Here is a 26,211-nt window from a genome sequence, read left to right on the forward strand (position 1 = left end):
CGCCGCCTCACCGAAGCTTCAAGGTCGAGAGGCCGATCATCGCCAGGATGACCGCAACGATCCAGAAGCGCACGACCACTTGGCTTTCCGTCCAGCCCTTCTTCTCGAAGTGATGGTGGATCGGCGCCATCAGGAAGACGCGCCGGCCGGTCATCTTGAAGAAACCGACCTGGATAATGACCGAAAGCGCCTCCAGCACGAAGAGGCCGCCGATGATCGCCATGACGATCTCATGCTTGGTAGCAACTGCCACCGAACCGATCATGCCGCCCAGCGCAAGAGAACCGGTGTCGCCCATGAAAATGGCCGCCGGCGGCGCATTGAACCAGAGAAAGCCGAGGCCGGCGCCGATAACTGCGCCTAACACCACGGCCAATTCGCCGGTACCGGGCACGAAGTTGATCGCCAGATAGTCGGCGAAGACATAGTTGCCGGCGAGATAGGCGATAACGCCGAAAGAGGCGGCGGCAATCATGACCGGCACGATGGCAAGCCCGTCGAGACCGTCGGTCAGGTTGACAGCGTTACCGGCGGAAACGATGACGAAAGCACCGAACAGCACGAAGAACATGCCGAGATTGAGCATGAAATTCTTGAAGAACGGGAACGCGATCGACGAACCGAAGGTCGAACCGGCGGTACCGGAGGACAGTGCCGTACTCATCATAAAATAGACGGCAATGGCGGCGATGACGAATTCGATGCCGAGACGGGCGCGACCGGAAAAGCCCTTGTCGCTCTGCTTCGTGACCTTGAGATAATCGTCATAGAAGCCGATGGCACCGAAGCCCAATGTCACCAGCAGCGTCGCGACCACATAGACGTTGGCAAGATCGGCCCAAAGCATTGACGACACGACGATGCCCGCCAAAATCATCAGTCCGCCCATGGTCGGCGTACCGGCCTTCTTGAAATGGGTCTGTGGACCGTCGGCGCGAATCGGCTGGCCCTTGCCCTGGCGTACACGCAGGGAAGAGATGATTCGCGGCCCGAAGAGGAAGACGATCAACGCCGAAGTGAACAAAGCGCCGCCGGTGCGGAACGTGATGTATCTGAACAGATTGAGAAATCTGAAATGAGTACTGAAAAAATGAACGTGGTCCGACAGTTCGGCAAGCCAGATCAGCATAAGAGCCCTTTCTAAAGCCCCTGATGGGAGTGGGGCTCCGTGTCGGCAAATGCTGGAAACTTGTCAAGCAAAGCTGCCACGATCTTCCCGAATCCTATCCCCAGCGACGATTTCACCATCAAAACGTCGCCAGGGGCGACCGAGTTGATCACGAATTCCGAGAGCTCCTCCGTCGTCTCACGATATTCGACATGAACACTTTCCGGCAGCGCATCCCTCAACGCCGCCATCTCCGGACCTGCCAGCCAGACATGCTCGATGCCGGCCGCCAGCAGCGGACCGGCAAGATTGGCATGCACTCTCTGGGCATAATCCCCCATTTCCAACATATCGCCGAGGATGGCGATCCGCCTGCCCGCTCTAGCGCCGACATTGGCATCCGGCGAAGACGTCGCCAGCAGCGCGATGGCCGCGCGCATGGATGCGGGGTTGGCGTTGTAGCTTTCATCAATCAGCGTGAAGTAGCCATTGGCGATTGCGCGCTTATGGCGCTGCCCCCTGCCCTTTTCCGCCTGCAGCGTCGCCAGCGCATCGACCGCCTTGTCGAGATCGGCCTCGACGAGCATCACCGCACCGAGGACCGCCAGCGCGTTTTCCGCGATATGCCGGCCTGGCGCGCCGATCGCCACTTCCATCGTCTCGCCGCCAATTGTCAGCCACAGCGTCGAATTCTCTTCCGAAGCGTTGAATTCCGCGAGCCGCACGTCTGCCTTGGCATGCTGGCCGAAACTGTGCACATGCTCGACGCCAGCGGCCAACGCAGCGCGCTCCAGGAAATCGAACTGATCGTTGTCCCGGTTGAGGATGACGTGACCGCCCGGCACGACGCCGTCGAAAATCTCCGCCTTGGCAGCGGCAATCTCGGTGATGTTCTTGAAATTGCCGAGATGGGCCGGCGCAATCGTGGTGATGATCGCCACATGCGGCTGCACCATTCTCGTCAGCGGCCGGATCTCCTCCGGATGGTTCATGCCGATCTCGAAAACACCGAAATCCGTATCCTGAGGCATGCGCGCCAAGCTCAGCGGCACGCCCCAATGATTGTTGAAGGAGGCGACGGAGGCATGCACCTTGCCCGAGGGCGACAATGTCCGGCGCAGCATCTCCTTTGTGGTGGTTTTGCCGACCGAGCCAGTCACGGCGACGATGCTCGCCTGCGTGCGCTGACGGGCGGCAACGCCAAGCCTGGCGAGCCCAGCCAATACGTCGTCGACAACGATCTTCGGCACGGTCAGCCGGCCCATCGCCGGCAACCGCGCCTCGCTGATCACGATCAACGCCGCGCCGTTCGCCATCGCCAAGTTGGCGTAGTCATGGCCATCGACGCGATCGCCCTTGATGGCGAAGAAAGCTTCGCCCGGCTTGATCGAACGGCTGTCGATGGAAATCCCCGTAACGCCCTCAGGCAGCACTCCGAAGGAGCGGCCCGCAATGGCGGCGATCATGTCTTCAGTTGTCCATAGCCAGCTCAAGACTTTACCTCCTCCAGTGCTTTGCGCAGTTCGGCATGGTCGGAGAAAGGCAGCGTCACGCTGCCGATCGTCTGACCTTCCTCATGCCCCTTGCCCGCGACGATCAGCGTATCGCCGGATTTCAGCATGCCGACTGCCTCGCGGATCGCCTTGGCGCGATCGCCGATCTCGGTGGCGCAGGGTGCCGCAGCCATTATCTCGGCGCGGATAGCTGCCGGCTCTTCCGAGCGCGGATTGTCGTCGGTGACGACAACCACATCGGCGAGACGGCAAGCGATTTCGCCCATGATCGGCCGCTTGCCACGATCGCGGTCGCCGCCGCAGCCGAAGACGACGATGACGCGGCCAGTGGTGAACGGCCGTACCGAATTCAGCACATTTTCCAAGGCATCCGGCTTGTGCGCATAGTCGACATAGGCAAGCGCGCCATCATGGGTATGGCCAACGAGTTCCAACCGCCCGGAAGCGCCGGAGAGCTTTTCCAGCCCCGCCATGGCAACCGGCGCGGCAACGCCGGTGGAAATGGCAAGACCGGCGGCAACGAGCGCATTGGCCACCTGGAAATCGCCGGCGAGCGGGATGTGAACCTCGAAAATATCGTCACCCAGATGCACTTCCGCGATCTGCTTATGACGGAAATGCTCGACACGCTTCAACGCCAGGAAATCGCCCTTGCGGCCGACAGTGCGTATATCCTGCCCCGCGTTGCGCGCAGCGGCAATCGCCTGTTCCGACCACGCATCGTCGGCAAAGATCACGGCCGGCGAGCCTTTCGGCAGCAGATCCCTGAACAGCCGCATCTTGGCGGCCAGGTAATCCTCGACGGTCGGGTGATAGTCCATATGGTCGCGGCCGAGATTGGTGAAGGCGGCAGCAGCAAGCCTGACGCCATCGAGGCGGAATTGGTCGAGGCCATGGCTGGAGGCTTCCATCGCCGCATGGGTGACGCCCTCATCCGAAAGCTCGGCAAGCAACTGATGCAGCGACACCGGATCGGGTGTCGTCAGCGAACCGTAATCGTTACGCGTCGGTGATATAACACCGGTCGTTCCAATCATTGCCGCCGGATGGCCCGCATGCGCCCATATCTGCCGAGTGAAAGAAGCGACGGAGGTCTTGCCGGCGGTGCCGGTAACGGCGACCATCGTCTCCGGTTGCCTGTCGTAAAAGCGGGAAGCAGCAACGGCGAGGAAACGCCGCGGCTCCGCAACGGTCAACAGCGGCGCACCAGCGGCGACCGCACCCTGGCCGGCAACAATGACAGATGCACCACGCAAAACGGCATCAGCAATGAAACTTGCGCCATCGGCCTTCGTGCCGGCGACAGCTATGAAAGCCATGCCGGGCGCAACCTTACGGCTATCGGCGGAAAGGCCTGTTATCTCAAGATCGCCAAGTGTCCCGCCAATTTGTTCATTGAGTTCCGGAAACGCATTTCCGGCAATATCCCGCAAGTTCATCGAATATACTTTTCGTTCTTGATCAGTCCGCCCCTCGCGAATCGACCCGTGTATTCTTTCACGCTTAATAAGACACCAGCAAGGCGGAGTTACCGTTTCCGAAACTCGGTTGGATTCCGAGGATCGGCGCTGCCCGGGCGATGATATCGCGAGCGATCGGCGCCGCCGTGTATGCCGAGATCGTGCCGCCATGTTCACCGGTCTTCGGCTCGTCGCAGAAGGTCATGATGACATATTGCGGATTGTCGATCGGGAAGGCAGCCAGGAAGGTGTTGAAGTTCAGCGTATGCGAATAGTGGCCGTTGACGACCTTGTCGGCCGTGCCGGTTTTACTGCCAACATCGTAGCCGGGCACGCGAGCGGCGCGGCCGGAACCCTTGGAGCCGTTGAAATCGAGCAGGAAGCGGATGTCGTCGCTCGTGCTCTTCTTGACGACAGTCTTGGCGATCGCGTCGGCCTGTTCGCGGGTCCGCGGCAGGAAGGTCGGCTCGATTAGCTTGCCGCCATTGACGAGAGCCGCACCGGCAACCGCCGTCTGCAGCGGCGTGGTGGAGACGCCGTGGCCGAAGGAAATTGTAATCGAGTTGATCTTCTTCCACACACGCGGCTGCGTCGGCATCTTCACTTCCGGCAGCTCGGTGTTCAATTTGGTGAGCAGCCCCATCCGCGTCAGGAATTCCTTGTGCGCGTCGATCCCGACTATATCGGCAATCTTTGCCGTGCCGATGTTGGACGAATACTGGAAGATTTCCGGAACCGTCAGCACACGATGCTGACCGTGGAAGTCGTGAATGGTGAAGCCGCCGATGCGGATCGGATTGGTGGCGTCGAAGGCATCGCGCAGCGTCACCTTGCCAGCATCAAGCGCCATCGCCATGGTGAAGGTCTTGAACGTCGATCCCATTTCGAACGTGCCGTTCGTCATACGGTTCAGCCAGCCTTCCGCAGCGCCTTCGTTCGGATAATTCGGATCGAAATCGGGTGCCGACGCCATGGCCAGCACTTCGCCGGTGCGGGCGTCGAGCACCGCGGCACCGGCACCCTTTGCCTGGAAATTATTGACGGCATTGACGACGGCGTCATGCACGATGTCCTGCACGCGAAGATCGATCGACAGCTTCACCGGCTGCAGCGGCTGGTCGGTGGTCATGCCGGCAGCCGCGAGATCGGCAAGCCCCTGGTCGTCGATATATTTCTCCATACCGGTGACGCCGCGGTTGTCGATATTGACGTAGCCGAGAATATGGGCAGCGGTCGAACCGCCGGGATAGAAGCGGCGTTTTTCCGGACGGAAACCGATGCCGGGAATGCCGAGCGCCAGGATCTGGCTCTGCTGTTTCGGCGTCAACTGGCGGCGAAGCCAGGCGAAATGCGAGGTTTTGACGGCCAGCTTTTTATAGGTGCCCTTGGTGTCGAGATCGGGCAGCACGGTGCGCAATTGCTCGACCGCTTCATCGGGATCGATGATCTTGTTCGGTTCGGCAAACAGCGACACCGTGCGGATATCGGTCGCAAGCAGTGCGCCGTTGCGGTCGACGATATCGGGGCGCGATGCCATCAGCCGGTCCGGTGGCAGGATGCTCGACGTCGTATCCGGCGGCGTCATGGCGAACTGGGCAAGACGGCCACCGATGATGCAGTAGACAACGGCAAAGCTCGCAACCAACAGAATGACGCGGCTTTTGGCCTGATTAGACTTGCGCTTACGGGCACCTTCGAAGGTCGAACGGCCAAAGCCGTCATTCGGGCGGTTATTGCCGTCGGTGGAGAAATGTGCCTTGCTTTTCAAGACCATGATGCGCGAAAGAAAAGACATCACTCGTCCACCGATCCCGTTGCGATATTGTCGACTTCTTGTTTTTTGCGCTTCAGCAGCGACGGCGCCTTGGCGACAGGACGCGGCGCGGGAGCGGCGGCGACATCGGCGATCGCCTTCCTGATCTCCGCATCCGTTGTGTCGCCACTCTTCGATGCTGCGCTGGCGCTTGAGTGGGGTTTCGCACTTCCGGCCTTGGTCGTCTTGTCAGGCGTGGCGGCATCCTTGGCATCGGCGACGGTTTCCGGCGGAACCTGCGAGCGGAGCATCGGCAATTCGCTCGGCTGGACAATCGCCGTCGACAGCGTCGGCTGCAATTTGAGTTCGCTGCTGTAGTTGTTGACCAATCGCTCCAGGCGGTTTGGCTGCACGACCAGCGCCCAATCCGCCTTCAGAAGCTCGATCGTGTCCTTCTCCAGCTTGATTTCCGATTCGAGGCGATGAACCTCTTCGAGCTTCAGTTCGGCACGATGCTTGATCGTGTAGGTCACGGTGGCCATCGCTGTCATGACGCCAATCAGGACGATGTCAAAAGTCTTCAGCATATCAACCTCCGAGCTTTCCGAGACTGGCGAGATTGGGCAGATCGAAGATCGAGAGATCGGCGGCCTCGGCGGGCGCAGCGGTGCGAAGACCCGCGCGCAGCTTGGCCGAACGCGCCCGCGGATTGGCCTCCGCTTCCGCATCGCTTGCCGAAACCATCGACTTGCCGATCGGATCGAAGGTCGCGAGCCGCTCATGAACCATGGGCATATGACGGGAACCGGTGGCACGGCCGGAGCGATCGGCGAAGAACTTCTTGACGATCCGGTCTTCCAGTGAATGAAAGGTAACGACAACCAGACGCCCGCCGGGCTTCAGCACGCGCTCGGCCGCAAACAGCGCCTGCGCCAATTCGCCAAGCTCGTCGTTGACGAAAATGCGCAGCGCCTGGAAAACACGGGTCGCCGGATGGATCTTGTCCTTGGCCTTTCGCGGCGTGACGATCTCGATCAGACCAGCGAGATCGCGGGTCGTAACGAACGGCGCTTCCGCCCGACGCTTTTCGATCGCATGGGCAATGCGCGGCGCCTGCTTTTCTTCCCCAAGGAAGGCGAAGATGCGGATGAGATCGGCGAGCTTGGCGCGATTGACGACATCGGCCGCCGATACGCCACTTGCCGACATGCGCATGTCGAGCGGGCCGTTCTTATTGAACGAGAAACCGCGCTCGGCCTCGTCGAGCTGCATGGAAGAGACACCGATATCGAGCACGACACCATCGAGCCCACCCTGCGGCGCATGATCGGCAAGCCGCGAAAACTGCGAATGAATGAGAGAAAGATGGCCCGCATGAGCGACAACCATCGCCTGCCCCGCCGCGATCGCCGTCGGATCACGATCGAGCGCGATCACATCGGCACCACCAGACAGAATAGCAGAGGTATAGCCACCAGCACCGAACGTGCCGTCGAGAACGACCTTGCCGGCGGCCGGCGCCAGCGCCTCAAGCACCTCAGCAAGAAGAACCGGAATGTGACGAACCGGTCCGCCACCGGCATCAGTCGAGCCTCCGCCAGGATTCGCCGCCATTCCGTTTCCCCGTTCTATTCCGAGCGCTTGCCCGCCAGCTTGCGCTCCTCTCGTGCCTGTGCCTGCAAGGCCTGAAAAGCCTCCGGCCGCCACAGTTGAAAATGATCCGCCCGACCGACGAAGGTCACCTCGTTGGCGATACCGGTGAAGCCGCGGATAAAATCCGTGACCATCAGCCGCCCTTCCGCATCGAGCCTCATAAAGACCCCGCCCCCGTGAATGAGGAGCGACATCTGGTTCGCCGCCGGCGAAAAAGGATCGTCCGCCGCAATCTGCCGCTCGAACCGATCGAGCAGATCGAGACCGCCGACGCTGATCGCCGGAAACACAAAATCCTGAAAGCAATACAGCTCCTGGATATTGCGCTCCGCCAGCACGGAACGAAACGCCGCCGGCACGGATACCCGGCCCTTGGCATCGATCCTGTTGGTCGCATTCGATAGGAAGCGGTTCATGACGCGAAACACCCGTTTCCCATGACTTACGGGCGATCATTCGCCCGCAGACATAGCCAAAATCGGACACAGCTTCGCAAGCTGAAAGAGAGAATACTCTTCCGACACCCCCAAGAAAGGAGGGATCATGACTTTGCGATGAATGGGCGATGATTTGCCCTTGTGCAGTGTGCTTTTGGGATACCATGGGACCATATGGGCGTCAATGGGATGAAGCCACAGAGACGTGGCCACAGCCTGAATATTCATAACCCGTTAAGTTTAACGAAAGGTTATGATCGCCCTGAACCGCCGATCCAAAACGGATTGTTTTCACAGACGAAAACCCCTCCGCCGACACGGTCGGAAGACCGAAAAACCAAGGCTTTTGGCGGTCTGAGAAATTGTTTCCACAGGGCAATGACGAGCATCGACGCCGGTCGAAAATATGATTTGCCAGTTGGCCTGTAAGCCGGGTTCTGTATGGCTCCGGCCGAGGCCGGAACGTGGCAGCCATTCATCTGGGACGACGCTTGCGCGCCGCCTCTTGCAACCCACCCGGATGACCGGCCCGGAAACGGGCTGGACCGCTTTCGCGATCCGCGTCATCCCTATTCGGTTTTGCTCCCGGTGGGGTTTACCGTGCCGCCGCTGTTGCCAGAGACGCGGTGGGCTCTTACCCCACCCTTTCACCCTTACCCGATCCGAAGACCAGGCGGTTTGCTTTCTGTGGCACTTTCCCTGAGGTTGCCCCCGCCGGACGTTATCCGGCACCGTGTTTCCGTGGAGCCCGGACTTTCCTCACCCCACCGCCTTTCGGCATTGGTGAGGCGCGGCTGCCCGGCCAACTGGCAGGGCTCCATTAGCCGAGAGCGCCGGCAATTGCCATCGAAATATGCAGCTTTATTTCCGTTCGGGCCTAAGCGCGGAAATGTGCAGAGAAATCCGTGCGGTAGCCGTCGTCCTTGATTCGACCTTCGAGCAACAGTTCCGCGCCAAGCCTGCCGATCTCGTCCGAACTCTTCGCCGCCGTACCACAACCGCCGGTCAGCACCGCTACGCGTGGTGACGACGTGTAACCGATCATGGGATAGCCGGTCGGCGAATAGGAAACGGCACAGGAATTGGTGAATGTCGGTGCCCCTGTCACGCTCGGAACCAGCTCGTGGATGATCCGCGTCAGATGATCGCGTGCCTTGTCGCGACCGGCGGTTCGAAACCACTTACGCAAATCCGGCTCGTTTTCGAACTGGAGATCGTCTGGATCGCCGCCGATCTTGATGTAGTATTTCCCGTCAGGATAGCGGATCGGCGGCAGCAGGTAGATGCTGTCGGTATGGTCAGGCCTCGAAAATATCAGCGACGGCATGGCCGAAAGCGCCTCGGCTTCCGCCTCACTTACCTCGAAAAAATTCACCGTGCGACCATAAACCTTCACCTCAACCGGCTGCGGCAACAGATTCTCAGCAATGGAAAAACCGCCGGCGGCGAGCAGGACTTTCTCCGCCCGGAACGTCGCGCCTTCCGCCGTCTTAACGACTGCTAGACCACCCTCGTCGCGGATCGACACAACCGTCTGCTTGATGACGCGAGCCCCGGCTTTCTCCGCCAGCAACGACTGTGCCTTCACCAGCCGCCGCGGGCTGATATGTCCCGCGCCTTTCGGCTCGTAGACGCCCTCGCTACCTTCCGCAAAGGAGAAGAACGGAAATTTCGCCTTCAGCGCAGCGTCGTCCAGAAGCTCCGTCCGGACACCGAGCCGAGCTGCCGCATCGACGACATTGCTGACGTAGTCATGGGCGCCGCCACGCTTGGACCCCACCACAAGGCAGCCGACCGGGGCGTAGAATTGAATGCCGCTGTCGCGCTCGATCTCCGCATAGCGGCCGATCGAACGGTTGGCGAGCCGCGCCCAGTCGGCGTCGGGATCGATGGTGCGGGTGATCCGGCCTTCGTCATAGTGACTGCCGAAAACGCCCTGGTGGTTCGCGCGGTCTTCGGGCTCGTCCGGGCCGATGACGGCTATGCCGTCTGTCTGTTTGGCCAGATGGCGCGCGGCAGCAGCCCCCATCATTCCTCGACCGACGACGATGAACCTGAAATCCGCTGCCATGTTATGTCCCTCGCAAATGATCGCAAATTCGATAACATGGAAAGCGAGTCCGCCCCACCCGCAATCCTCTTAAAAGCGGCGATTAATCGAGGAGCGCCAGCACCTTACCGCAATATTTCTGCGAGACCGGATTCATGCGCGTTGCTGCATGGCCGGCATTGTATTTGAGGATGGTGTTGCAGGTTGGTCCACCGCCAAGTTGCTGTGCCGCGGCGAGGTATTTCATGCCGAACTTGATGTTCGTCTCGGGATCGTAAAGTCCCTTGGCACTGCCCGAATAGCCCATCAGCTTTGCGGTCGTGGGCTTGATCTGCATCAGGCCGATCTCGCCGGCACTACCGCGCCGTTTTGGATTGAAATTGCTTTCGATCTGAATGACCGCGGTCGCCAATTCGACCGGCACGCCGTTCTGCTTGGCGTATTTGGCAATCAGCGCCGAATAGGGATTTTGCGTCGTGAAGGAATTTTCCGCATCCCGCAATTCGGCGGGGACACTCGGCATTGGATAGCCGACCGTACGCGTAATGATCTGCAGGGGGACGGTCTGGGTTTTCTCGCCGTGGGGGTCGGCATAGGCGCAATCATATCCTGTCAGCAGCACGCTCACGCACGCTGCCGCCGCAACAATCAGATTTTTCATTTAGTCTTTTGTCTCCGAGCGCGGAACCGTGGACAGCACAAGCCATCAGTCCGGCGGGAGGCAAAAAGAGCCGCCGGAGTTCACGGTCCCCGTTATTCTTTACGGCCGCGCGACACACAAACTAACTTGCGCGACCGCCGTTCAAGCGGGCGCCGTTAGACCAGCCCAATGCGGAGATAATAGGGAAATGATGTGGCGCTGAAGCACGTTACGCATTTTGAGCGTTGCGGCGTCTATTCCACCGTAAAAACGAGGCCCACCTACCCTTAGGAGAAGCGAGGCAGCGCGGACAGCAAACGATGAAGTGTATCGATGGTCGAAAAATCGGCGATCCCATCCACTCGCTCCTGGCGAAAATGGCGCTGGAAAGCCTCGACGTCTCCCGCCAGTTTTGTGGAGAATTCGCCTGTAATTTCCGTTTCATAACCATAGAGCGAGAGCATGGATTGCAAAGCCTCGATCGGCTGCCCGACATCGCCCCTCTGAAAGAACCGCCCGCCGGTGATCGGCGTCGGTTCGACCCAGTGGCCGACGCCCGCTTCGGCCAGTCGCGCCCACGGAAATTTTTCGCCCGGATCGACCTTGCGAACAGGAGCGACATCGGAGTGTGCAAGCACACGCTCAGGTGAAATTGCCCAGCGATGGCCGCAATCACGACACAGTTCGATGACCGCCTCGATCTGTGCATCGGGAAAATCCGGCAGCCCGCCGGGATGACCGGCATTGGCGATTTCGATGCCGATCGACAGCGAATTGATGTCGGCCTCGTTATGCCAGACACTCTTGCCAGCATGCCAAGCACGACGTTCCTCCGGCACGAGCTGGATCACCCGCCCATCCTCGAAGACGAAGTAATGGCTCGACACCTGGCTCTCGTCGCGACAGAGCCAATCAAGCGCGCCTTCGGCCGTGCCCATGCCGGTATAGTGCAGCAGGATCATGTCTGGCTTGCGCCCGTCCCGCCGCTCGCCATGGTTCGGCGACGGCTGCACGCTGGCACCGGAAAAATCTGCCGCAAAGGAACTCATGCAGCGCGGCGTTCTTTCTCGATTTCCGCGTAGGCTGCATTGAGCGCCGCCATGCGCTCATTGGCGATGAGGTGGAATTCTTCCGGCACCCCGCGCGAGACGAGGCGGTCAGGGTGATTCTCATAGACCAGGCCATGATAGCGGCGACGGATGGTCGTGAAATCGTCCTGGGGCGATACGCCGAGCACCTTGTAGGGATCGCGGCCGCCAGCGCTGACATGGCGCGCCATGATCTGCTCGAACCGCTGCTCGCTCATATGGAAGATCTGAGCAATATGCTGCAGGAAGGCCATTTCCTTCTCGTGGATCAAGCCATCAGCCTTGGCGATATGGAAGAGACCGTCAAGCACGTCTTCCAGCACCGGGCAGTTCTTCGCGCAGGTGACGCAGAGCGACGACAGTTTTTCGGCATAGGCCTCGTAGCCGGCAACGTCCTGGCGTGCCAGATTATAGAGACGTGCGACGTTCTTCGCCTGATCCTGCGGAAATTCGAAAATCTCGCGAAAGGCGTTGACCTCGTTTTCGGTCACCACACCATCGGCCTTCGCCATCTTGGCGGAAAGCGCGATGATGGCGACGGAAAAGGCCACCTTGCGGCGGGTCTCTGGATCGCCTTCGAACAGCGTACGGATGGCTTCGACCACTGCCGACAGGGCATTGCCAGCGGTGCCACCAACAGCATTCAGCAATTTTTCCCAAAACGACATGATGGTCTCAATTACCCCTTCTGAATAGAAACACGTTGATCAAATAATGGTTGCGATTGCAAGGAGTCCATTGGTCGCACAGCCGAAAACACTTTTCACAATTCGGTAATGATGGCGTGTTCGAAGCCGTGATTTGCGATGCCGCCGGATCGGGCAACTCATTGCCCGGATGAAAAAGCAAGCACGCATTTCTTAAATTCTTTACTTTACAGCCATGCCCGCCTGTCGCATCCATTCCGAGGCAATCACCGAAATGAGGCAGCCCGGCTGCGAGGAGGATACCCATGGCCAAACAGAAAGTCGCAATGCTAACCGCCGGCGGATTGGCGCCCTGTCTCTCCTCTGCGGTCGGCGGCCTGATCCAGCGCTACAGCGACGTTGCGCCCGATCTCGACATTATAGCCTATCGCTCCGGCTATCAGGGCGTTCTGCTGGGTGACCGCATCGAGGTGACGCCTGGCATGCGCGAGCGTGCACATCTATTGCACCGCTACGGCGGCTCGCCGATTGGCAACAGCCGCGTCAAGCTCACCAACGCCGCCGACTGCGTCAAACGCGGTCTCGTCAAGGAAGGCGAAAATCCGCTGCGCGTGGCCGCCGAGCGCCTCGCCTCCGACGGTGTCACCATTCTCCATACAATTGGCGGTGACGACACCAACACGACCGCAGCCGATCTTGCCGCCTACCTCGGCGCCAACGGCTATAACTTGACCGTGGTCGGCCTGCCGAAGACGGTCGACAACGATGTCGTGCCGATCCGCCAGTCCCTCGGCGCCTGGACGGCGGCCGAAGTCGGCGCGCATTTCTTCGACAATGTCAGCAACGAACAGACCGCCGCTCCGCGCACCCTCGTCATCCATGAAGTCATGGGCAGAAGCTGCGGCTGGCTGACGGCGGCGACAGCCCGCGCCTATATTCAGAAGACCAGTGCCAATGAATATGTGGATGGCTTCATGATGAATGCCGCCATGAAGAGCATCGACGGCCTCTATCTCCCGGAAATGGCCTTCGACATCGAAGCGGAAGCCGAGCGCCTGAAGGCCGTTATGGACAAGACTGGCCAGGTGACGCTGTTCGTTTCGGAAGGCGCCGCCCTCGAGGCCATCGTGGCCGAGCGGGAAGCTGCCGGTGAAACCATCAAGCGCGATGCCTTCGGTCATGTGAAGATCGACACTATCAATGTCGGCAACTGGTTCCAGAAGCAATTCGCCACCCTGCTCGGCGCAGAGCGCTCCCTGGTGCAAAAGTCGGGCTATTTTGCCCGCTCGGCGCCCGCTAACGGCGACGACCTGCGCCTGATCCAGGGCATGGTCGACCTCGCGGTCGAAAGCGCATTGAATAAGGTCTCGGGCGTCACCGGCCATGACGAAGGCCAGGGCGGCAAGCTGCGCACCATCGAATTCCCGCGCATCAAGGGCGGCAAGCCCTTTGATCTGTCCCTGCCGTGGTTCGCCGAAGTCATGGATCACATCGGGCAAAAATACGCGCAATCCTAATTGACGGATCGCAAATCCAATGTCTTTGCTGGCGGCGAATAGGAATAGAGGAGGATTCCATGTCCATCGAAACCTGGCTCGCGTTCGCCGCCGCATCCTGCATTATGCTGGCAATACCCGGTCCGACCATTCTCCTTGTGATCTCATATGCACTCGGCCACGGTCGTAAGACGGCGCTGGCAACGGTGACCGGCGTAACGCTTGGCGATTTCACGGCGATGACTGCCTCGCTCGCTGGTCTCGGCGCCCTTCTCGCCACCTCAGCCACTCTGTTCACGATTCTCAAGCTGATCGGCGCAGCCTACCTGATGTTTCTGGGAATCAAGCTTTGGCGCGCCCCGATTGTGACCGGTCCGATAGGCGACAATGACAATCTTCCGGAAGAAAAGCCGCTGAAGATTTTATTACACGCCTACGTTGTGACCGCCTTGAACCCGAAGAGCATCGTCTTCTTCATAGCCTTCGTGCCGCAGTTTCTCGACCTGTCGAAGCCCTTCCTTCAGCAAACCGTTATTTTGGAGGCGACATTCCTCACTCTGGCAGCACTGAACTCGCTGCTTTACGTTTTTGTCGCCGACATGGCGCGCGGTTTTATTCGCAAGGCAAGCGTGCAACGCGCCGTTAACCGGACGGGCGGAACCCTGTTGATAGCCGCCGGCGCAGTGACCGCCGGATATCGCCGGTTGGCCGCTTGATGCTGTCCAGGGTTGCGGGGCGATCACGGATAGGTTAATGGGGGATTCATAAATTTATCAACCCTGTGGCTGATTTGCACCGCAGGGCGGTTTGGTTTTTTCGAAAGTGACAGAATGGTAGCGATCGGATTTCCCAGCCTAAAGCGCAGCGTTGCCTTTTCGGCAATGATGTGCGGCGTCCTCGCAGGGTGTGCAAGCACTCAGCAGCAGACGTCCCAGGCAGAACTCCCGTCGGCACAAACCAACGTGCCGCATCCGAATACAAACCCGGCTCCGGTCGGTGCTGCGTCGACCACAGGCGGCGTAGCGGTGGCTTCCACCACACCAGCTACAGGCCAGCAGATTCAGCCTCAGCAGCAGGCAGCATTGATGAAGTCGGACCGGGTTGGCGCCGGTTCGGTGGCTCCGAATCAGATTCAGGCAGCCCAGGACCGCATGGTTGGTCCGGTGGCAAATGCACCGAATGCAGCGAACCAGGGTACTGTCGCGATAGCGGCCGTAACCGGCGCGCCCGCAGCGGGCACATCCGCAGCCGCCGCTTATGCGGCCTCCGACGAACCCGTGGTTCCCACCGTCGTCGCCATCCCGATCCCGAACCCGGCACGTCCAGGCGATACCGCGCTGCTGCCGGTGTCAGGTTCCGCGACCCAGGGTCAGGCGACCATTCCGATGACGTCGGACGTGGCGGCCATTCAGTCCGTCGTTCCGACGCCCCGCCCGGGCGAAGATGCACCGATCATGGCGCCTGCCGAAGTCGCCTATGCCGCGCCGATGCAGATCGCCGGCATGGGTTATGCGGACACCCGCATGCATTATGATTTCAACTTCGATGCCAGCGGCCCGACGGTCGTTTCGGCGGTACTGACCCCTCAGAATTACGATTCCGACGTGCCGGCGGAGGAGAAGAGCTACGTTTCGAAGCTCATCCAGAAATATGCCAAGCTTTATGAAATTCCGGAATCTTTGATCCATCGCGTCGTTCATCGCGAGAGCCGCTACAATCCGAAGGCATATAACCGCGGCGGTTACTTTGGCCTGATGCAGATTAGATACAACACGGCCAAGTCCATGGGCTACGACGGTCCGCCTGCAGGCCTACTCGATGCCGAGACCAACATCAAATATGCCGCGAAATATCTGCGCGGCGCATGGATGGTGGCCGACAATAAGGCCGAGGCCAAAGAAGCCAATGCCGTTCAGCTCTATGCGCGCGGCTATTATTATGATGCCAAGCGCAAGGGCCTGCCGGACGTCGCGCAAGGCAATTACTGATTATCCCGGATCATTTCGCCAGCGCCGGTTGGGCCATGTCCTGACCGGCGTTGATTATATCCAGTATCCTCTTCAGTAGAATTTGCGGCTTATAGTCCAGCCAGCCCGGCGTCAGCCCCATGCGCACCAGCACGAGATTGGCTGACGGCACAATGGCGACGCTCTGGCCATCATGTCCGAGCATCCAGAACGTATCCGTCGGCAGGCCGAACTGCGCATCCGAACCACCGGGACCGGCAAGCCAGGCTTGAACCTGCGTATAGATGCCTTCGGATGCCGTCGTCGGAGTGCGCATCGCGCCAACAAAGCCTTCCGGCAACAGGCGCTGGCCCTTCCAGACACCATCCTGCAGCAGGAATTGGCCGAAGCGCGCCCAGTCGCGCGGCGTCGCATAAAGATAGGAGCTGCCGACATAAGTACCGCGCTCATCGGCTTCCAACACAGCGCTGGACATGCCGAGCGGCGCAAACAACGCTTCACGCGGATAGGTGATCGCCGCACTCTCATTGGGAAGCTTGTTCATCCAAATCCGAGAGAGCAGCGTCGCCGTGCCGCTGGAATAGCTGAATCGTTCACCTGCCGCGGCCTCTTGAGGCGCACTCGAGGCAACCCTGGTCGAATCCGGATCGAGATAGAGCATGCGCGTCACGTCTGAGACTGCGCCATATCCCTCATTGAAGGCTAGGCCGCTCTCCATGCTGAGGAGATCGCTGAGCTTGATGTTCTTGCGGGCATCAGCGCTCCATTGCGGCAAAAGACTCTGATCGTCGAAGGACATGCGGCCGGAAAGCATGAGGCGGCCGATGATGGCGGCATTGACGGTCTTCGTCATCGACCAGCCGATCAAAGGCGTGCCCTTGTCAAACCCCTCGCCATAGGTCTCCGCGATGATGCGGCCGTTCTTGACGACGACGATGGCGCGCATGGCGGGACCGGCAAAGTCCGGATTGGCAAGGAGCTTGGAGAGCGCGAGGCCGGTGTCGTCCTGGCCCAGCACGACCTTATCGCCATCCGGCCAAGGAGAATCGCTTTTGGCCGCTTTGATCTTATTGAGGAACGCCGCGCTGCGCGCCGCCGGCAGATCGCCGTCCGGCACCGTCGTGCAGCCGAGCGCGCCGCGGTAGAGCGCATAGTTTGGTGCAAACATGCCGAGAAAGCGGGCGGTTACCACGCCTTCCTCTCGATTGACCGAAACCCGAACGAGCTTCAGCGCCGGATTGCCCGGCGCCTGCACGTCATCCGCCAATATCCGCTCGGGATCGCGCTTGGCGATAAACGTATTCGAGCAGACGATCTTGGCGGCATAGCCGTCCCCGACCCTCAACAATTCCGGTGACCAGACCGAAAGCCAGACCGCACCGCCCGCGACAATGATCAGCAGCAAAAAAACAAGAGCCCCGACCACTCTCGATATTAAACGCATATCACACACCCTCCGAAGGAATGCGGAGACAATCAGGAAATGCAGGAATGTGAAAGACCTATCGTCGCCACAGCCTTGCAAATATCACCGTGACGGCCCTACCGGCCGGGTCTGCCAACAGTCCACGTCATCAGACTGTAGCATTGCCGGGTTACACGCGCTGAACCTGACAAATCGGTGACAAGACTCAGATGACGGAATTTGCCCCGGATGCCGGTCTCCACAAGAATCGGAAACTCAAGGACGCTCTGCTGCAACACAAGGCTCTGTCGAAGGCCGGCTTTTCGGAGCGCCTGTTCGGCATGTTGTTTTCCGGCCTTGTCTATCCGCAGATCTGGGAGGATCCGGATATCGACATGGAGGCGATGGAGCTGCAGCCGCACCACCGCATCGTCACAATCGGCTCGGGCGGCTGCAACATGCTCGCCTATCTTTCGCAGAACCCGGCTTCCATCGATGTCGTCGACCTCAATCGTCACCACATCGCGCTGAACAAGCTCAAGCTCGCCGCCTTCCGGCTGCTACCCGGACATGCCGATCTCGTGCGCTTCTTCGGCACGCCGGACGTTAGCGCCAATAGCCAGGCATACGATCAGTTCATCGCGCCGCGTCTCGATCCGGCGACCGCCGCTTACTGGGATGGCCGCGACATGTATGGCCGCCGCCGCGTCACGGTGTTCAACCGCAACATCTATAAGACCGGCCTGCTCGGCCGCTTCATCGGCGCCGCCCATGTGCTGGCCCGCCTGCACGGCGTCCGCCTCGGCAAGATGACGGAAGCCCGCACGGTCCGCGAACAGCGGCAGTTCTTCGACAACGAAATTGCGCCGATCTTCGACAAGCCGATGGTCCGCTGGCTGCTCGGCCGCAAGAGCTCGCTCTTCGGCCTCGGCATCCCGCCGCAACAATATGACGAACTTGCGAGCCTCGCAGGTGACGATTCCATATCTGGCGTCCTGAAGCACCGCCTGGAAAAGCTGGCCTGCCACTTCCCGATGCGGGACAATTATTTCGCCTGGCAGGCCTTTGCGCGGCGCTATGCCTCCCAACACCAAGGCCCGTTGCCGACCTATCTGCGGCCTGAGCACTACGCCGCAATCCGCGCCAATGCCGACCGCGTCGATGTGCATCATGCCAACTTCACGGAGCTTCTGGCCTCCAAGCCCGCCGCTTCGCGCGACCGCTATATCCTGCTCGACGCCCAGGACTGGATGACCGACGAACAGCTCAACGACCTCTGGGCTGAAATTACCCGCACGGCCCGCGAAGGCGCCCGCGTCATTTTCCGCACCGCCGCCGAAAAGAGCATCATCGAAGGTCGCCTCTCCCCCGCCATTCGCGATCAGTGGGTCTATTTCGAAGAGCGCTCGCAGGAGCTTAACGTCCGCGACCGCTCGGCGATCTACGGCGGCTTCCACATCTACGGGAAAAAAGCGTGAGCCAGGCGGATACAGGTCTTCAGACAAGCTCGAAGAACCATGCCGGACTGATGGACGGCATGTACCGTTACCAGCGGCACATCTACGACCTGACCCGCAAATATTACCTCTTCGGCCGCGATCGCACCATTGCGCACCTCAACGTGCCTTTGAGCGGCTCCCTACTGGAAGTGGGTTGCGGCACCGGCCGCAACATGTTGCTGGCTCATCGTCGCTTTCCCTCGGCGAGACTCTATGGCCTCGACATCTCCCAAGAGATGCTAATTTCGGCCCGCAATAATTTTCGCGGGCTGAAACAAGTACCGGATTTCCGCGTCGCCGACGCCACTGCCTTCTCGGCTGGTGATTTCGGTGTCGACGGTTTCGATCGTGTCATGATTTCCTACGCACTCTCGATGATCCCGGACTGGAAGAGCGCAATCGATGCTTCGCTGAACGCGGTCATTCCCGGCGGCGAACTGCACATCGTCGATTTCGGCCAACAGGAGCGCCTGCCTGGTTGGTTCCGCACCATGCTGAAAGGCTGGCTGACAAAGTTCCACGTCACCCCCCGCGCCGACCTCCGCGCCGTGCTCGAAGAGCGAGTCGCGGCGCGCGGCGCGAAGCTGGTATTCGAAGAAATCGGCCGGGGTTATGCATGGAGAGCTGTCGTCATTAAGCCGGCCGCCTAGCAAAAAAAGTGGAATTCGGCACGAAATCCGCTCATGCGGCATTCCAAGTATAAGAATTTACTTGAAGATAACGCATTTTTTACGTTGATATGGTGAAAAAGTGGCAAGGGCCGGCTGACAAACAGCTTGGTCCTTTGCCTCTTTTGGATTTTGGGGACCACACATCACGGAAGCCAAGTCTTGGGGCAGCAAGATTACTCGCGCCATAACGGGATATCCATGCGCAGGCTTCTGTCATGCTTACTGCCGCTCGCCCTCCTGCTGAATAGCTGCACCATGGGTTATGACAGCTTCCAGACCGCGTCGATACCGAAGACGCGTTTCAAGGATACGAAGCCGCAGGATTTCGGTCGCGACCATCCGGAGCGCCACCCCATTCACGGCATCGACATCTCGAAATGGCAAGGCGATATCGACTGGCGGACGGTGAAGAGTTCCGGCGTCGCCTTCGCCTTCATCAAGGCGACCGAAGGCAAGGATAGGGTCGATCCCCGCTTCAACGAATATTGGCAGGAAGCCAATAGCGCCGGCATTCCGTACGCCCCCTATCACTTCTACTATTTCTGCTCGACAGCGGACGACCAGGCCGACTGGTTCATCAACAATGTGCCGAAGAATGCAATGATGCTGCCGCCGGTGCTCGACGTCGAGTGGAACGCCGAATCCAAGACCTGCCGCACCCGGCCGGATCCGCAGACGGTGCGCACAGAGATCAAGCGGTTCATGGACCGCCTGGAGGCTTATTACGGCAAGCGCCCGATCATCTATACGTCGGTCGACTTCCATCGCGACAATCTTGCCGGCTATTTCAAGGATTATCACTTCTGGGTCCGCTCGGTCGCAAAGCATCCGACGGCGACCTATGCCGATCGCTCCTGGGCATTCTGGCAATACACGTCGACAGGCGTAATTCCGGGCATCAAGGGGCCAACGGACATCAATGTTTTTGCCGGTTCGGAACAGAATTGGCACAACTGGGTGGCGGCAGTAGAGAAGCAAGGAAATTCTTGAGACTACCTGAATTTCTCTCTTGCTTCTGTCACAATCTTCTGTGAAAGCGACCCTATTCTATCAGCAAAGAGGATCGCCTATGGACCCCTATACCATTCGACGCAGCGCACTCGCGTTTGTCTTCGCTTCAGCCATGGCAGGTGTGGCAATGGCGCAGAACGCGACCCCGACCGCGGCGGCGAATGCAGGTGGAACCAATGCCCCGCAGGTGGCTTGCGGCGGTGATCTCTCTTCCTTCCTGGCCGGCGTCAAGGCCGAGGCCACCGCGGCTGGCGCGGATGCTGCGGCCGCGGACAAGACACTGGCCGGCGCGCAGATCGACCAGAAGGTCCTCGCTATGGATCGTAGCCAGGGCGTATTCCGCCAGACCTTCCTCGAATTCTCGCAGCGCACTGTCAGCCAGGCCCGCCTCGACATCGGCCGCCAGAAGATAAAGCAGTATGCCGACGTCTTCGCCAAGGCCGAGCAGGACTACGGCGTGCCGCCCGGCGTCATCACCGCCTATTGGGCGATGGAAACCGATTTTGGCGCCGTTCAGGGCAATTTCAACACCCGCAACGCGCTCGTTACTCTCTCGCACGACTGCCGGCGCCCCGAGTTTTTCCGCCCTCGTCTGATCGCATTCATTGAAATGGTGCAGCATGGCGATGCCGATCCGGAAACCACGACCGGTGCATGGGCTGGCGAAATCGGCCAGACGCAGATGCTGCCGCCTTCGATCATTGCTTTCGGTGTCGATGGCGATGGCGACGGCCACGTCAATTTGAAGACAAGCGCGCCCGACGTCATTCTGACGACGGCCCGATACATCCAAAGCCTGGGCTTCCAGCGCGGCCAGCCCTGGCTGCAGGAAGTCACGCTGCCGGATAATTTGCCTTGGGAGAAATCCGGCCTGGGTGGCCCGCTCACCGCCGCCGACTGGTTCCAGCTCGGCGTCAAGCCGCGCGACGGTAACACCAATTTCGGTTCCCTGGCGGCCGCCCTCATCCTGCCGCAGGGCCGCAAAGGTCCGGCTTTCCTGACCTATCCGAACTACAACGCCTATCTGGAATGGAACCAGTCGTTCATCTACACGACGTCCGCAGCCTATTTCGCCACACGTTTTGCTGGCGCTCCAACCTATAACAAAGGCACACCGGAAGCGGGCCTGAACGATGTCGATATGAAAGCGCTTCAAACCAAGCTTTCGGCACGCGGCTACGATGTCGGCAAGATCGACGGTATTCTCGGCTCGGGCACGCGCGTCGCCGTTCAAAAAGAACAGTTTCGCCTCGGCCTTCCCGCTGACGGCTGGGCGACACAATCATTGCTGAACGCGCTTTAAGGGCGATTGCCTTGCCATGGAAGGCGGCCGCTGGCCGCCTTTTTCGTTTTTTGCACCTGCAGCTATCCGGTGATTTTCCGGGTATCCGATCGAGGCTCGGCAAGAAACGGGTGGAAAGCGCCTCTGATTTCGCCAAAATAAACTCAAAATGGCGGAGGCGCAGCGGATGAACACTAGCAATGGCATGAACGCACTGACCTGGAGCCTGCTGTTGGCGCTCGGCTTGATCTGGGGCGGTTCATTCTTCTTCGCCCGCATCGCCGTCCATTATGTGCCGCCGTTTACGCTGGTCTTCCTTCGCTTGTCGCTCGCGGCAATAGCGCTGCATGCCTACATTGCCGGTCGTTTCGCAATCTATGATTTGCTGCGAACCCATTGGCGGCAGTTCCTATTGCTGGGCTTGATCAACAACGCCGTGCCGCATGCGCTGATCTTCGTCGGTCAAACCCAGATGGGTGCGGGGCTCGCATCCATTCTGAACGCAACGACGCCGATCTGGACCGTATTGATCGGCAATCACTTCACCACCGACGAGCGGCTGACCTCCGCCAAGCTCGCCGGCTGCCTGACAGGGCTCGCCGGCACGATCGTGCTGCTCGGCCCAAGCGTGGCGAGTGGAGCCGCAGTTCCGCTCTGGGCGCTGCTGCTGCCAATCCTTGCCGCGATCTCCTACGGTTTCGCCGCGATCTATGCCAAGCGTTTCAAAGGCATGGCGCCGCCCGTTATCGCAGCAGGTCAACTGACCTGCTCCGCAGCGCTCATACTGCCGGTGGCTCTTTTGCTGGATCAACCTTGGACGCTGGCCACACCGCCCGCCAGCGCCCTCGCCGCCATTCTCGGCATGGCGCTGTTGTCGACGGCCTTCGCCTATATCCTCTATTTCCGCATCATGGCGCTCGCCGGCGCCACCAACGCCTCGCTGGTGACCCTGCTCGTACCGCCAAGCGCCATTCTCCTCGGCTTTCTCTTCCTCGGCGAACGCCTGGGACTGACGGAAATTGCCGGCATGCTGCTGATCGGCACAGGCCTGCTCATTCTCGACGGGCGGCTTTTCGCACGCCTGCGACCGAACGCGGGAACGGGTGACCTATAATTCGGCCGCAACGGCCCGCCGGACCAATCTGCCAAGCACTGACGGCACGATCAGGAAAAACGCGAAATAAAGGGTGGTCAGCACCGGCACCAAATAGACGACGGCACTCTCGTCTGGAGAAAGACTGCCGAGATAGCCGAGGGCGGCCCAGATGATGGCCAGAGCCAGACAAGCGAACAGCCAGAGACGCCACAGATGCCCCTGTCGCAGCCTTTCGGCGCGCATGAAGGGCGCGATTGCCGGAGCGAACATGGCGCCAAACATCAACAGCAAACCACCAAGCTTATTCTCCGTCGCGCGCAACAACGCATAGAACGGGAGAAGATACCAGGGCGACACGATCTGAAACGTATCTTCCGTCGGCAAATCGGGAAGGCTGAACAGACGGTTCATCGTCAGACCGAAAGCAATGCCGGAGACCACCGCCGCGACGCCAACCACGGCAAGGAAAATCACGATCCGACGCCAGGAGTGCCTTTGCCAGGTCGCATGATGCATGACGCCCAGATCGACGATCAGGATCGCAAGCGACAACACGATCTTGAAATCATAGCCCGTCACGGACCAGGCAGCCATGATGTTGCCGATCAACGGGAATTGCGCCAGCCAGAACTCCAACTGTCCCCAAGGCACCAGAAAGGAGAGGAAGGGTACCAGTTCCGACATCACCCAAACGCCGATCAGCAGGACCCACGACACTTTCCGCCAGGCTGAGAAATCGCCGATATAGATCGAAAAACCGATATGGATGAACAGCGCCAGATAAAATGTGCCGGTCAAGCTCAGCGCGCCGTTTCGCGCCGGAAGAAGCAAGCCGGCCAATACGACAAGAACGAGGAAAAGACCGATATCGTGCGCTCGCGACCGATTTATCTCATCGCTCATGACGCACTTCTCCCACCCTTTCCACTGCCGGCGAATGTCCCAGATTAACCGATTCATGCCTCGGCAAAAGACATCCGCCTTAATTTTGTTCACAGCTAAATTAACGATGCATTAAATTTCGTGAACGCCACACCGCTATAGTTTTCGCTTTAAAAACAAAAACTTGCCACGATATCCCGATTCAAAACCTGCACAACCTACCGCGTCGCAGCATCGAATTCGCTTTCCAAGCGACACATTTTTGACATAGGCTCTAACAGTTGACTAAGGAGGAAGACATGGGATTGACGCGATCCATCAACGTCCTAGTGGTCAGTGCAGCGTTCCTATTCGTTTTGACGATGCTTTTCATCTGACGAAGTAGCGACAGTGCAGGAAACCGAACTCCTGAAAGCGAACAAAACACCTATTTCATTTAAAAAGCGCATGCCGGAAACCGACATGCGCTTTTTCATGTTCACATCCCAGATCTTGTCAGGCGGCGGCGCCGGCGCGTGCATCTGCCCTGCGCTGTATGCCCAACCGGTCAAGAACGGCCGAGACCAGCGGCGAGCGGTTCATCGTATAGAGATGAAACTCATGAAAGCCGCGACGAACCAGGTCCTCGATCTGCTCCGCGGCGACATCAGCCGCGACATTGGCCCGCTTGTCGGCCTGCTCGTCCAAGCCGTCAAAACGCTCGTCCAGCCAGGAAGGAATGTTGGTGCCGCAGGCGCCGGCAAACCGCTTTAATTGCGTCAAGTTCTGGATCGGCATGATACCCGGCACGACGGGAATCTTGATACCGGCGGCACGGACGCGGTCGTGATAACGTTCAAACGCGTCATTGTCGAAGAAGAACTGGGTCAGCGCCCTGTTGGCGCCATTATCGGCCTTGCGCTTCAGCATGTCGATATCGGCTGCTGTATCACGGCTCTCCGGATGTTTCTCCGGATAGGCGGAGACGGAAATATCGAAATCGCCGCGCTCGCGTAGTGCCAATACCAGCTCGGCCGCATTGGCGTAGCCGCCCGGATGCGGCTGGTAGGCGGAGCCGACGCCGCCCGGCGGGTCGCCACGCAACGCCACGAAACGGCGGGTGCCGGCGGCGAGCAAATCGTCGATGACACGATGCGTTTCCTCGCGCGTTGCCCCCACGCAGGTCAGATGCGAAGCAGTCGAGAACGGCGTCTCGTGAATCATCCGGCGCACGGCAGACAATGTCGGCGCTTTGGTCGAACCACCCGCGCCATAGGTAACCGAAACAAAGTCCGCGTCCCATTCGGCCAGATCAGCCACCGTGTTCCACAATTGCGTCTCGGCTTCTTCCGATTTCGGCGGGAAGAATTCGAAGGAAATACGGATGCCACGCTGGCCGTTTTCAGTCTTTGAAGGCATATCAAGCTCTCCCGGCAAGAATGGGGGACGATTGGCGATCCTGCCCGGCGGCGATCAGCAGCCGCGGGTCGCGCGCCAGCCAGATCGTGACCGTCAGCGCTTGACCGCCTTCCTTCCCCGAATGAAGGTCCAGCACCTGCTCGACATCAAGCCCCGCCATTTTCAACCATTCCGATATGGTCTGATGCGAGAAACCGAGTCTCAGATGCGCATGTTCGTCGCGTAGATATTCCAGCCCGTGCGGCGCAAGATCGATGATCACCAGCCGGCCGCCGGGCCTGAGCATTCGCGCCGCCTCGTTAATGGCAATCTCCGGCTGGTCGAGGAAATGCAGCACCTGATGGATGGTAATCAGGTCGAAATCCTGCGCCTCGAGCGGCAGGTTAAAAATGTCGCCATGTCGCACGGAAGCGGCGGTGATGTTCGATCGGTCCAGATTGGCGCGCGCCACGGCCAGCATGTCACGGCTGGCGTCGATGCCGACTGCGCGGCGATAATGACCCGCCAACAATTGCAGCATACGGCCCGTGCCGGTGCCGAGATCCAGGAAAGAGTCGATCTGCTGCGGCCCGATCAAGTCGATCAGCGCCTTGTCGACATCCTCGTCGGCCACATGCAGTCGGCGAAGCTCATCCCATTCCGCAGCATTGCGGCTGAAATAGGCCTGCGCCCGTTCCGCACGGACACGCTTGACGGCAGAAAGCCGCTCGCCATCCCGCAGCAACACCGGATCGTTTTCAGCCGCGTGGCGGAGAAGCGTGCGCACGAGGACGACCGCCTTGCCTTCCTGCTTCAGACGGAAATAGGCCCAGGCACCCTCCTGATAGCGGTCGATCAGGCCGGCCTCGCCGAGCAGCTTCAGATGGCGGGAAATGCGGGGCTGCGACTGGCCGAGAATTTCGGTAAGATCCGTCACGGTGAGATCGCCAGCCGCAAGAAGCGCCAGCAGACGTAACCGCGTCGGCTCGCCGGCCGCCTTCAGTATGTCCACCAGATCATCCAAACCGAATTTCACGAGATTCGTCATCCAGCACCCAATCAAGATATAAAGATATCTTTATGTGATTTGCATGCGATCTGCAAGACCCAATTGCTGGCCGGGAGAATTCGACGTCGGAAATCCGTTAGTTTTTGTCGGCCGGGGAATATGCGCT

Annotated in this window: 23 protein-coding genes and 1 other RNA gene; 8 read left to right on the plus strand and 16 right to left on the minus strand. The window is 59.6% G+C overall.

The window, feature by feature from the left end:
- Positions 1-7: 7 nt before the first annotated feature.
- The 12 genes from mraY to QA648_RS09200 form a co-directional block, all read right to left on the minus strand.
- On the minus strand, positions 8-1,129 hold the full coding sequence (gene mraY / locus QA648_RS09145) for a phospho-N-acetylmuramoyl-pentapeptide-transferase (RefSeq protein WP_104823566.1): 1,122 nt from the start codon (positions 1,127-1,129) through the stop codon (positions 8-10).
- Between the two features lie 11 nt (positions 1,130-1,140).
- Complete coding sequence (locus QA648_RS09150; RefSeq protein ID WP_283051012.1) at positions 1,141-2,601, minus strand: UDP-N-acetylmuramoylalanyl-D-glutamyl-2,6-diaminopimelate--D-alanyl-D-alanine ligase; 1,461 nt, start codon at positions 2,599-2,601, stop codon at positions 1,141-1,143.
- A complete protein-coding gene (locus QA648_RS09155; RefSeq protein WP_283051014.1) occupies positions 2,598-4,061 on the minus strand; it encodes a UDP-N-acetylmuramoyl-L-alanyl-D-glutamate--2,6-diaminopimelate ligase in 1,464 nt (487 codons plus the stop codon). Before QA648_RS09155 ends, QA648_RS09150 begins: the two co-directional genes overlap by 4 nt.
- A gap of 64 nt (positions 4,062-4,125) precedes the next feature.
- Positions 4,126-5,877 carry a penicillin-binding protein 2 gene (locus QA648_RS09160; protein ID WP_104823569.1) on the minus strand — a complete coding sequence of 584 codons (1,752 nt, stop codon included), beginning with the start codon at positions 5,875-5,877 and terminating at the stop codon, positions 4,126-4,128.
- Entirely contained in the window at positions 5,877-6,422 is a 546-nt protein-coding gene (locus tag QA648_RS09165) for a hypothetical protein (protein ID WP_283051017.1), read from the minus strand. Before QA648_RS09165 ends, QA648_RS09160 begins: the two co-directional genes overlap by 1 nt.
- 1 nt (position 6,423) lies before the next feature.
- On the minus strand, positions 6,424-7,449 hold the full coding sequence (gene rsmH, locus QA648_RS09170) for a 16S rRNA (cytosine(1402)-N(4))-methyltransferase RsmH (protein ID WP_283051019.1): 1,026 nt from the start codon (positions 7,447-7,449) through the stop codon (positions 6,424-6,426).
- Positions 7,450-7,463: 14 nt separating this feature from the next.
- Entirely contained in the window at positions 7,464-7,904 is a 441-nt protein-coding gene (mraZ, locus tag QA648_RS09175) for a division/cell wall cluster transcriptional repressor MraZ (protein WP_283051021.1), read from the minus strand.
- A 431-nt stretch (positions 7,905-8,335) separates the two neighbouring features.
- Positions 8,336-8,735, minus strand: an RNA gene (gene rnpB, locus QA648_RS09180) — RNase P RNA component class A.
- A gap of 67 nt (positions 8,736-8,802) precedes the next feature.
- Positions 8,803-9,996, minus strand: coding sequence for an FAD-binding oxidoreductase (locus QA648_RS09185; RefSeq protein WP_283051023.1), 1,194 nt, complete (start codon positions 9,994-9,996; stop codon positions 8,803-8,805).
- Positions 9,997-10,078: 82 nt separating this feature from the next.
- A complete protein-coding gene (locus tag QA648_RS09190; protein ID WP_283051026.1) occupies positions 10,079-10,636 on the minus strand; it encodes a transglycosylase SLT domain-containing protein in 558 nt (185 codons plus the stop codon).
- 266 nt (positions 10,637-10,902) lie between these two features.
- Complete coding sequence (locus QA648_RS09195; RefSeq protein ID WP_104823575.1) at positions 10,903-11,664, minus strand: N-acetylmuramoyl-L-alanine amidase; 762 nt, start codon at positions 11,662-11,664, stop codon at positions 10,903-10,905.
- Entirely contained in the window at positions 11,661-12,371 is a 711-nt protein-coding gene (locus QA648_RS09200) for a DnaJ family molecular chaperone (RefSeq protein WP_283051029.1), read from the minus strand. The genes QA648_RS09195 and QA648_RS09200 overlap by 4 nt, the downstream gene beginning before the upstream one ends.
- A 284-nt stretch (positions 12,372-12,655) precedes the next feature.
- On the opposite strand from QA648_RS09200, the gene QA648_RS09205 reads away from it, so the two are divergent.
- The 3 genes from QA648_RS09205 (at position 12,656) to QA648_RS09215 (ending at position 15,834) form a co-directional block, all read left to right on the plus strand.
- Positions 12,656-13,867: a pyrophosphate--fructose-6-phosphate 1-phosphotransferase gene (locus tag QA648_RS09205; RefSeq protein WP_283051031.1), complete on the plus strand. Its 1,212-nt coding sequence runs from the start codon at positions 12,656-12,658 to the stop codon at positions 13,865-13,867.
- A gap of 59 nt (positions 13,868-13,926) precedes the next feature.
- Positions 13,927-14,562, plus strand: coding sequence for a LysE family translocator (locus QA648_RS09210; RefSeq protein WP_283051033.1), 636 nt, complete (start codon positions 13,927-13,929; stop codon positions 14,560-14,562).
- A gap of 114 nt (positions 14,563-14,676) precedes the next feature.
- Complete coding sequence (locus QA648_RS09215; protein ID WP_104823579.1) at positions 14,677-15,834, plus strand: transglycosylase SLT domain-containing protein; 1,158 nt, start codon at positions 14,677-14,679, stop codon at positions 15,832-15,834.
- 10 nt (positions 15,835-15,844) lie between these two features.
- Here the strand turns inward: QA648_RS09215 and QA648_RS09220 are convergent, their stop codons facing one another.
- On the minus strand, positions 15,845-17,257 hold the full coding sequence (locus tag QA648_RS09220; RefSeq protein WP_283051037.1) for a serine hydrolase: 1,413 nt from the start codon (positions 17,255-17,257) through the stop codon (positions 15,845-15,847).
- 191 nt (positions 17,258-17,448) lie between these two features.
- Here QA648_RS09220 and QA648_RS09225 point away from each other — a divergent pair, with 191 nt between their 5' ends.
- From QA648_RS09225 to QA648_RS09245, 5 genes are all read left to right on the plus strand, one after another.
- Positions 17,449-18,696 carry a DUF3419 family protein gene (locus tag QA648_RS09225; RefSeq protein WP_283051039.1) on the plus strand — a complete coding sequence of 416 codons (1,248 nt, stop codon included), beginning with the start codon at positions 17,449-17,451 and terminating at the stop codon, positions 18,694-18,696.
- Positions 18,697-18,746: 50 nt separating this feature from the next.
- The gene (locus QA648_RS09230; RefSeq protein ID WP_199773577.1) at positions 18,747-19,367 is read left to right on the plus strand and encodes a class I SAM-dependent methyltransferase; all 621 of its coding nucleotides are present in this window, start codon (positions 18,747-18,749) and stop codon (positions 19,365-19,367) included.
- A 219-nt stretch (positions 19,368-19,586) separates the two neighbouring features.
- Positions 19,587-20,378 (plus strand): GH25 family lysozyme, encoded by a 792-nt coding sequence (locus QA648_RS09235; RefSeq protein WP_104823583.1) that lies wholly within the window; start codon positions 19,587-19,589, stop codon positions 20,376-20,378.
- 79 nt (positions 20,379-20,457) lie between these two features.
- On the plus strand, positions 20,458-21,702 hold the full coding sequence (locus tag QA648_RS09240; protein ID WP_283051042.1) for a lytic murein transglycosylase: 1,245 nt from the start codon (positions 20,458-20,460) through the stop codon (positions 21,700-21,702).
- A 166-nt stretch (positions 21,703-21,868) separates the two neighbouring features.
- Positions 21,869-22,795 carry a DMT family transporter gene (locus QA648_RS09245; protein ID WP_283051044.1) on the plus strand — a complete coding sequence of 309 codons (927 nt, stop codon included), beginning with the start codon at positions 21,869-21,871 and terminating at the stop codon, positions 22,793-22,795.
- Here QA648_RS09245 and QA648_RS09250 read toward each other — a convergent pair.
- The 3 genes from QA648_RS09250 to QA648_RS09260 all read right to left on the minus strand — a co-directional run bounded on the left by QA648_RS09250 (position 22,790) and on the right by QA648_RS09260 (position 26,084).
- Complete coding sequence (locus QA648_RS09250) at positions 22,790-23,680, minus strand: hypothetical protein (RefSeq protein WP_283051047.1); 891 nt, start codon at positions 23,678-23,680, stop codon at positions 22,790-22,792. The two genes, QA648_RS09245 and QA648_RS09250, sit on opposite strands and share 6 nt — an antisense overlap.
- A gap of 474 nt (positions 23,681-24,154) precedes the next feature.
- Positions 24,155-25,057 carry a methylenetetrahydrofolate reductase [NAD(P)H] gene (gene metF, locus QA648_RS09255; protein ID WP_283051048.1) on the minus strand — a complete coding sequence of 301 codons (903 nt, stop codon included), beginning with the start codon at positions 25,055-25,057 and terminating at the stop codon, positions 24,155-24,157.
- A 1-nt stretch (position 25,058) separates the two neighbouring features.
- On the minus strand, positions 25,059-26,084 hold the full coding sequence (locus QA648_RS09260) for a metalloregulator ArsR/SmtB family transcription factor (protein ID WP_283051049.1): 1,026 nt from the start codon (positions 26,082-26,084) through the stop codon (positions 25,059-25,061).
- Between the last annotated feature and the right edge of the window lie 127 nt (positions 26,085-26,211).

Origin of the sequence: Rhizobium sp. CB3171, from assembly GCF_029714265.1 — a bacterium.
Lineage (GTDB): Bacteria > Pseudomonadota > Alphaproteobacteria > Rhizobiales > Rhizobiaceae > Rhizobium.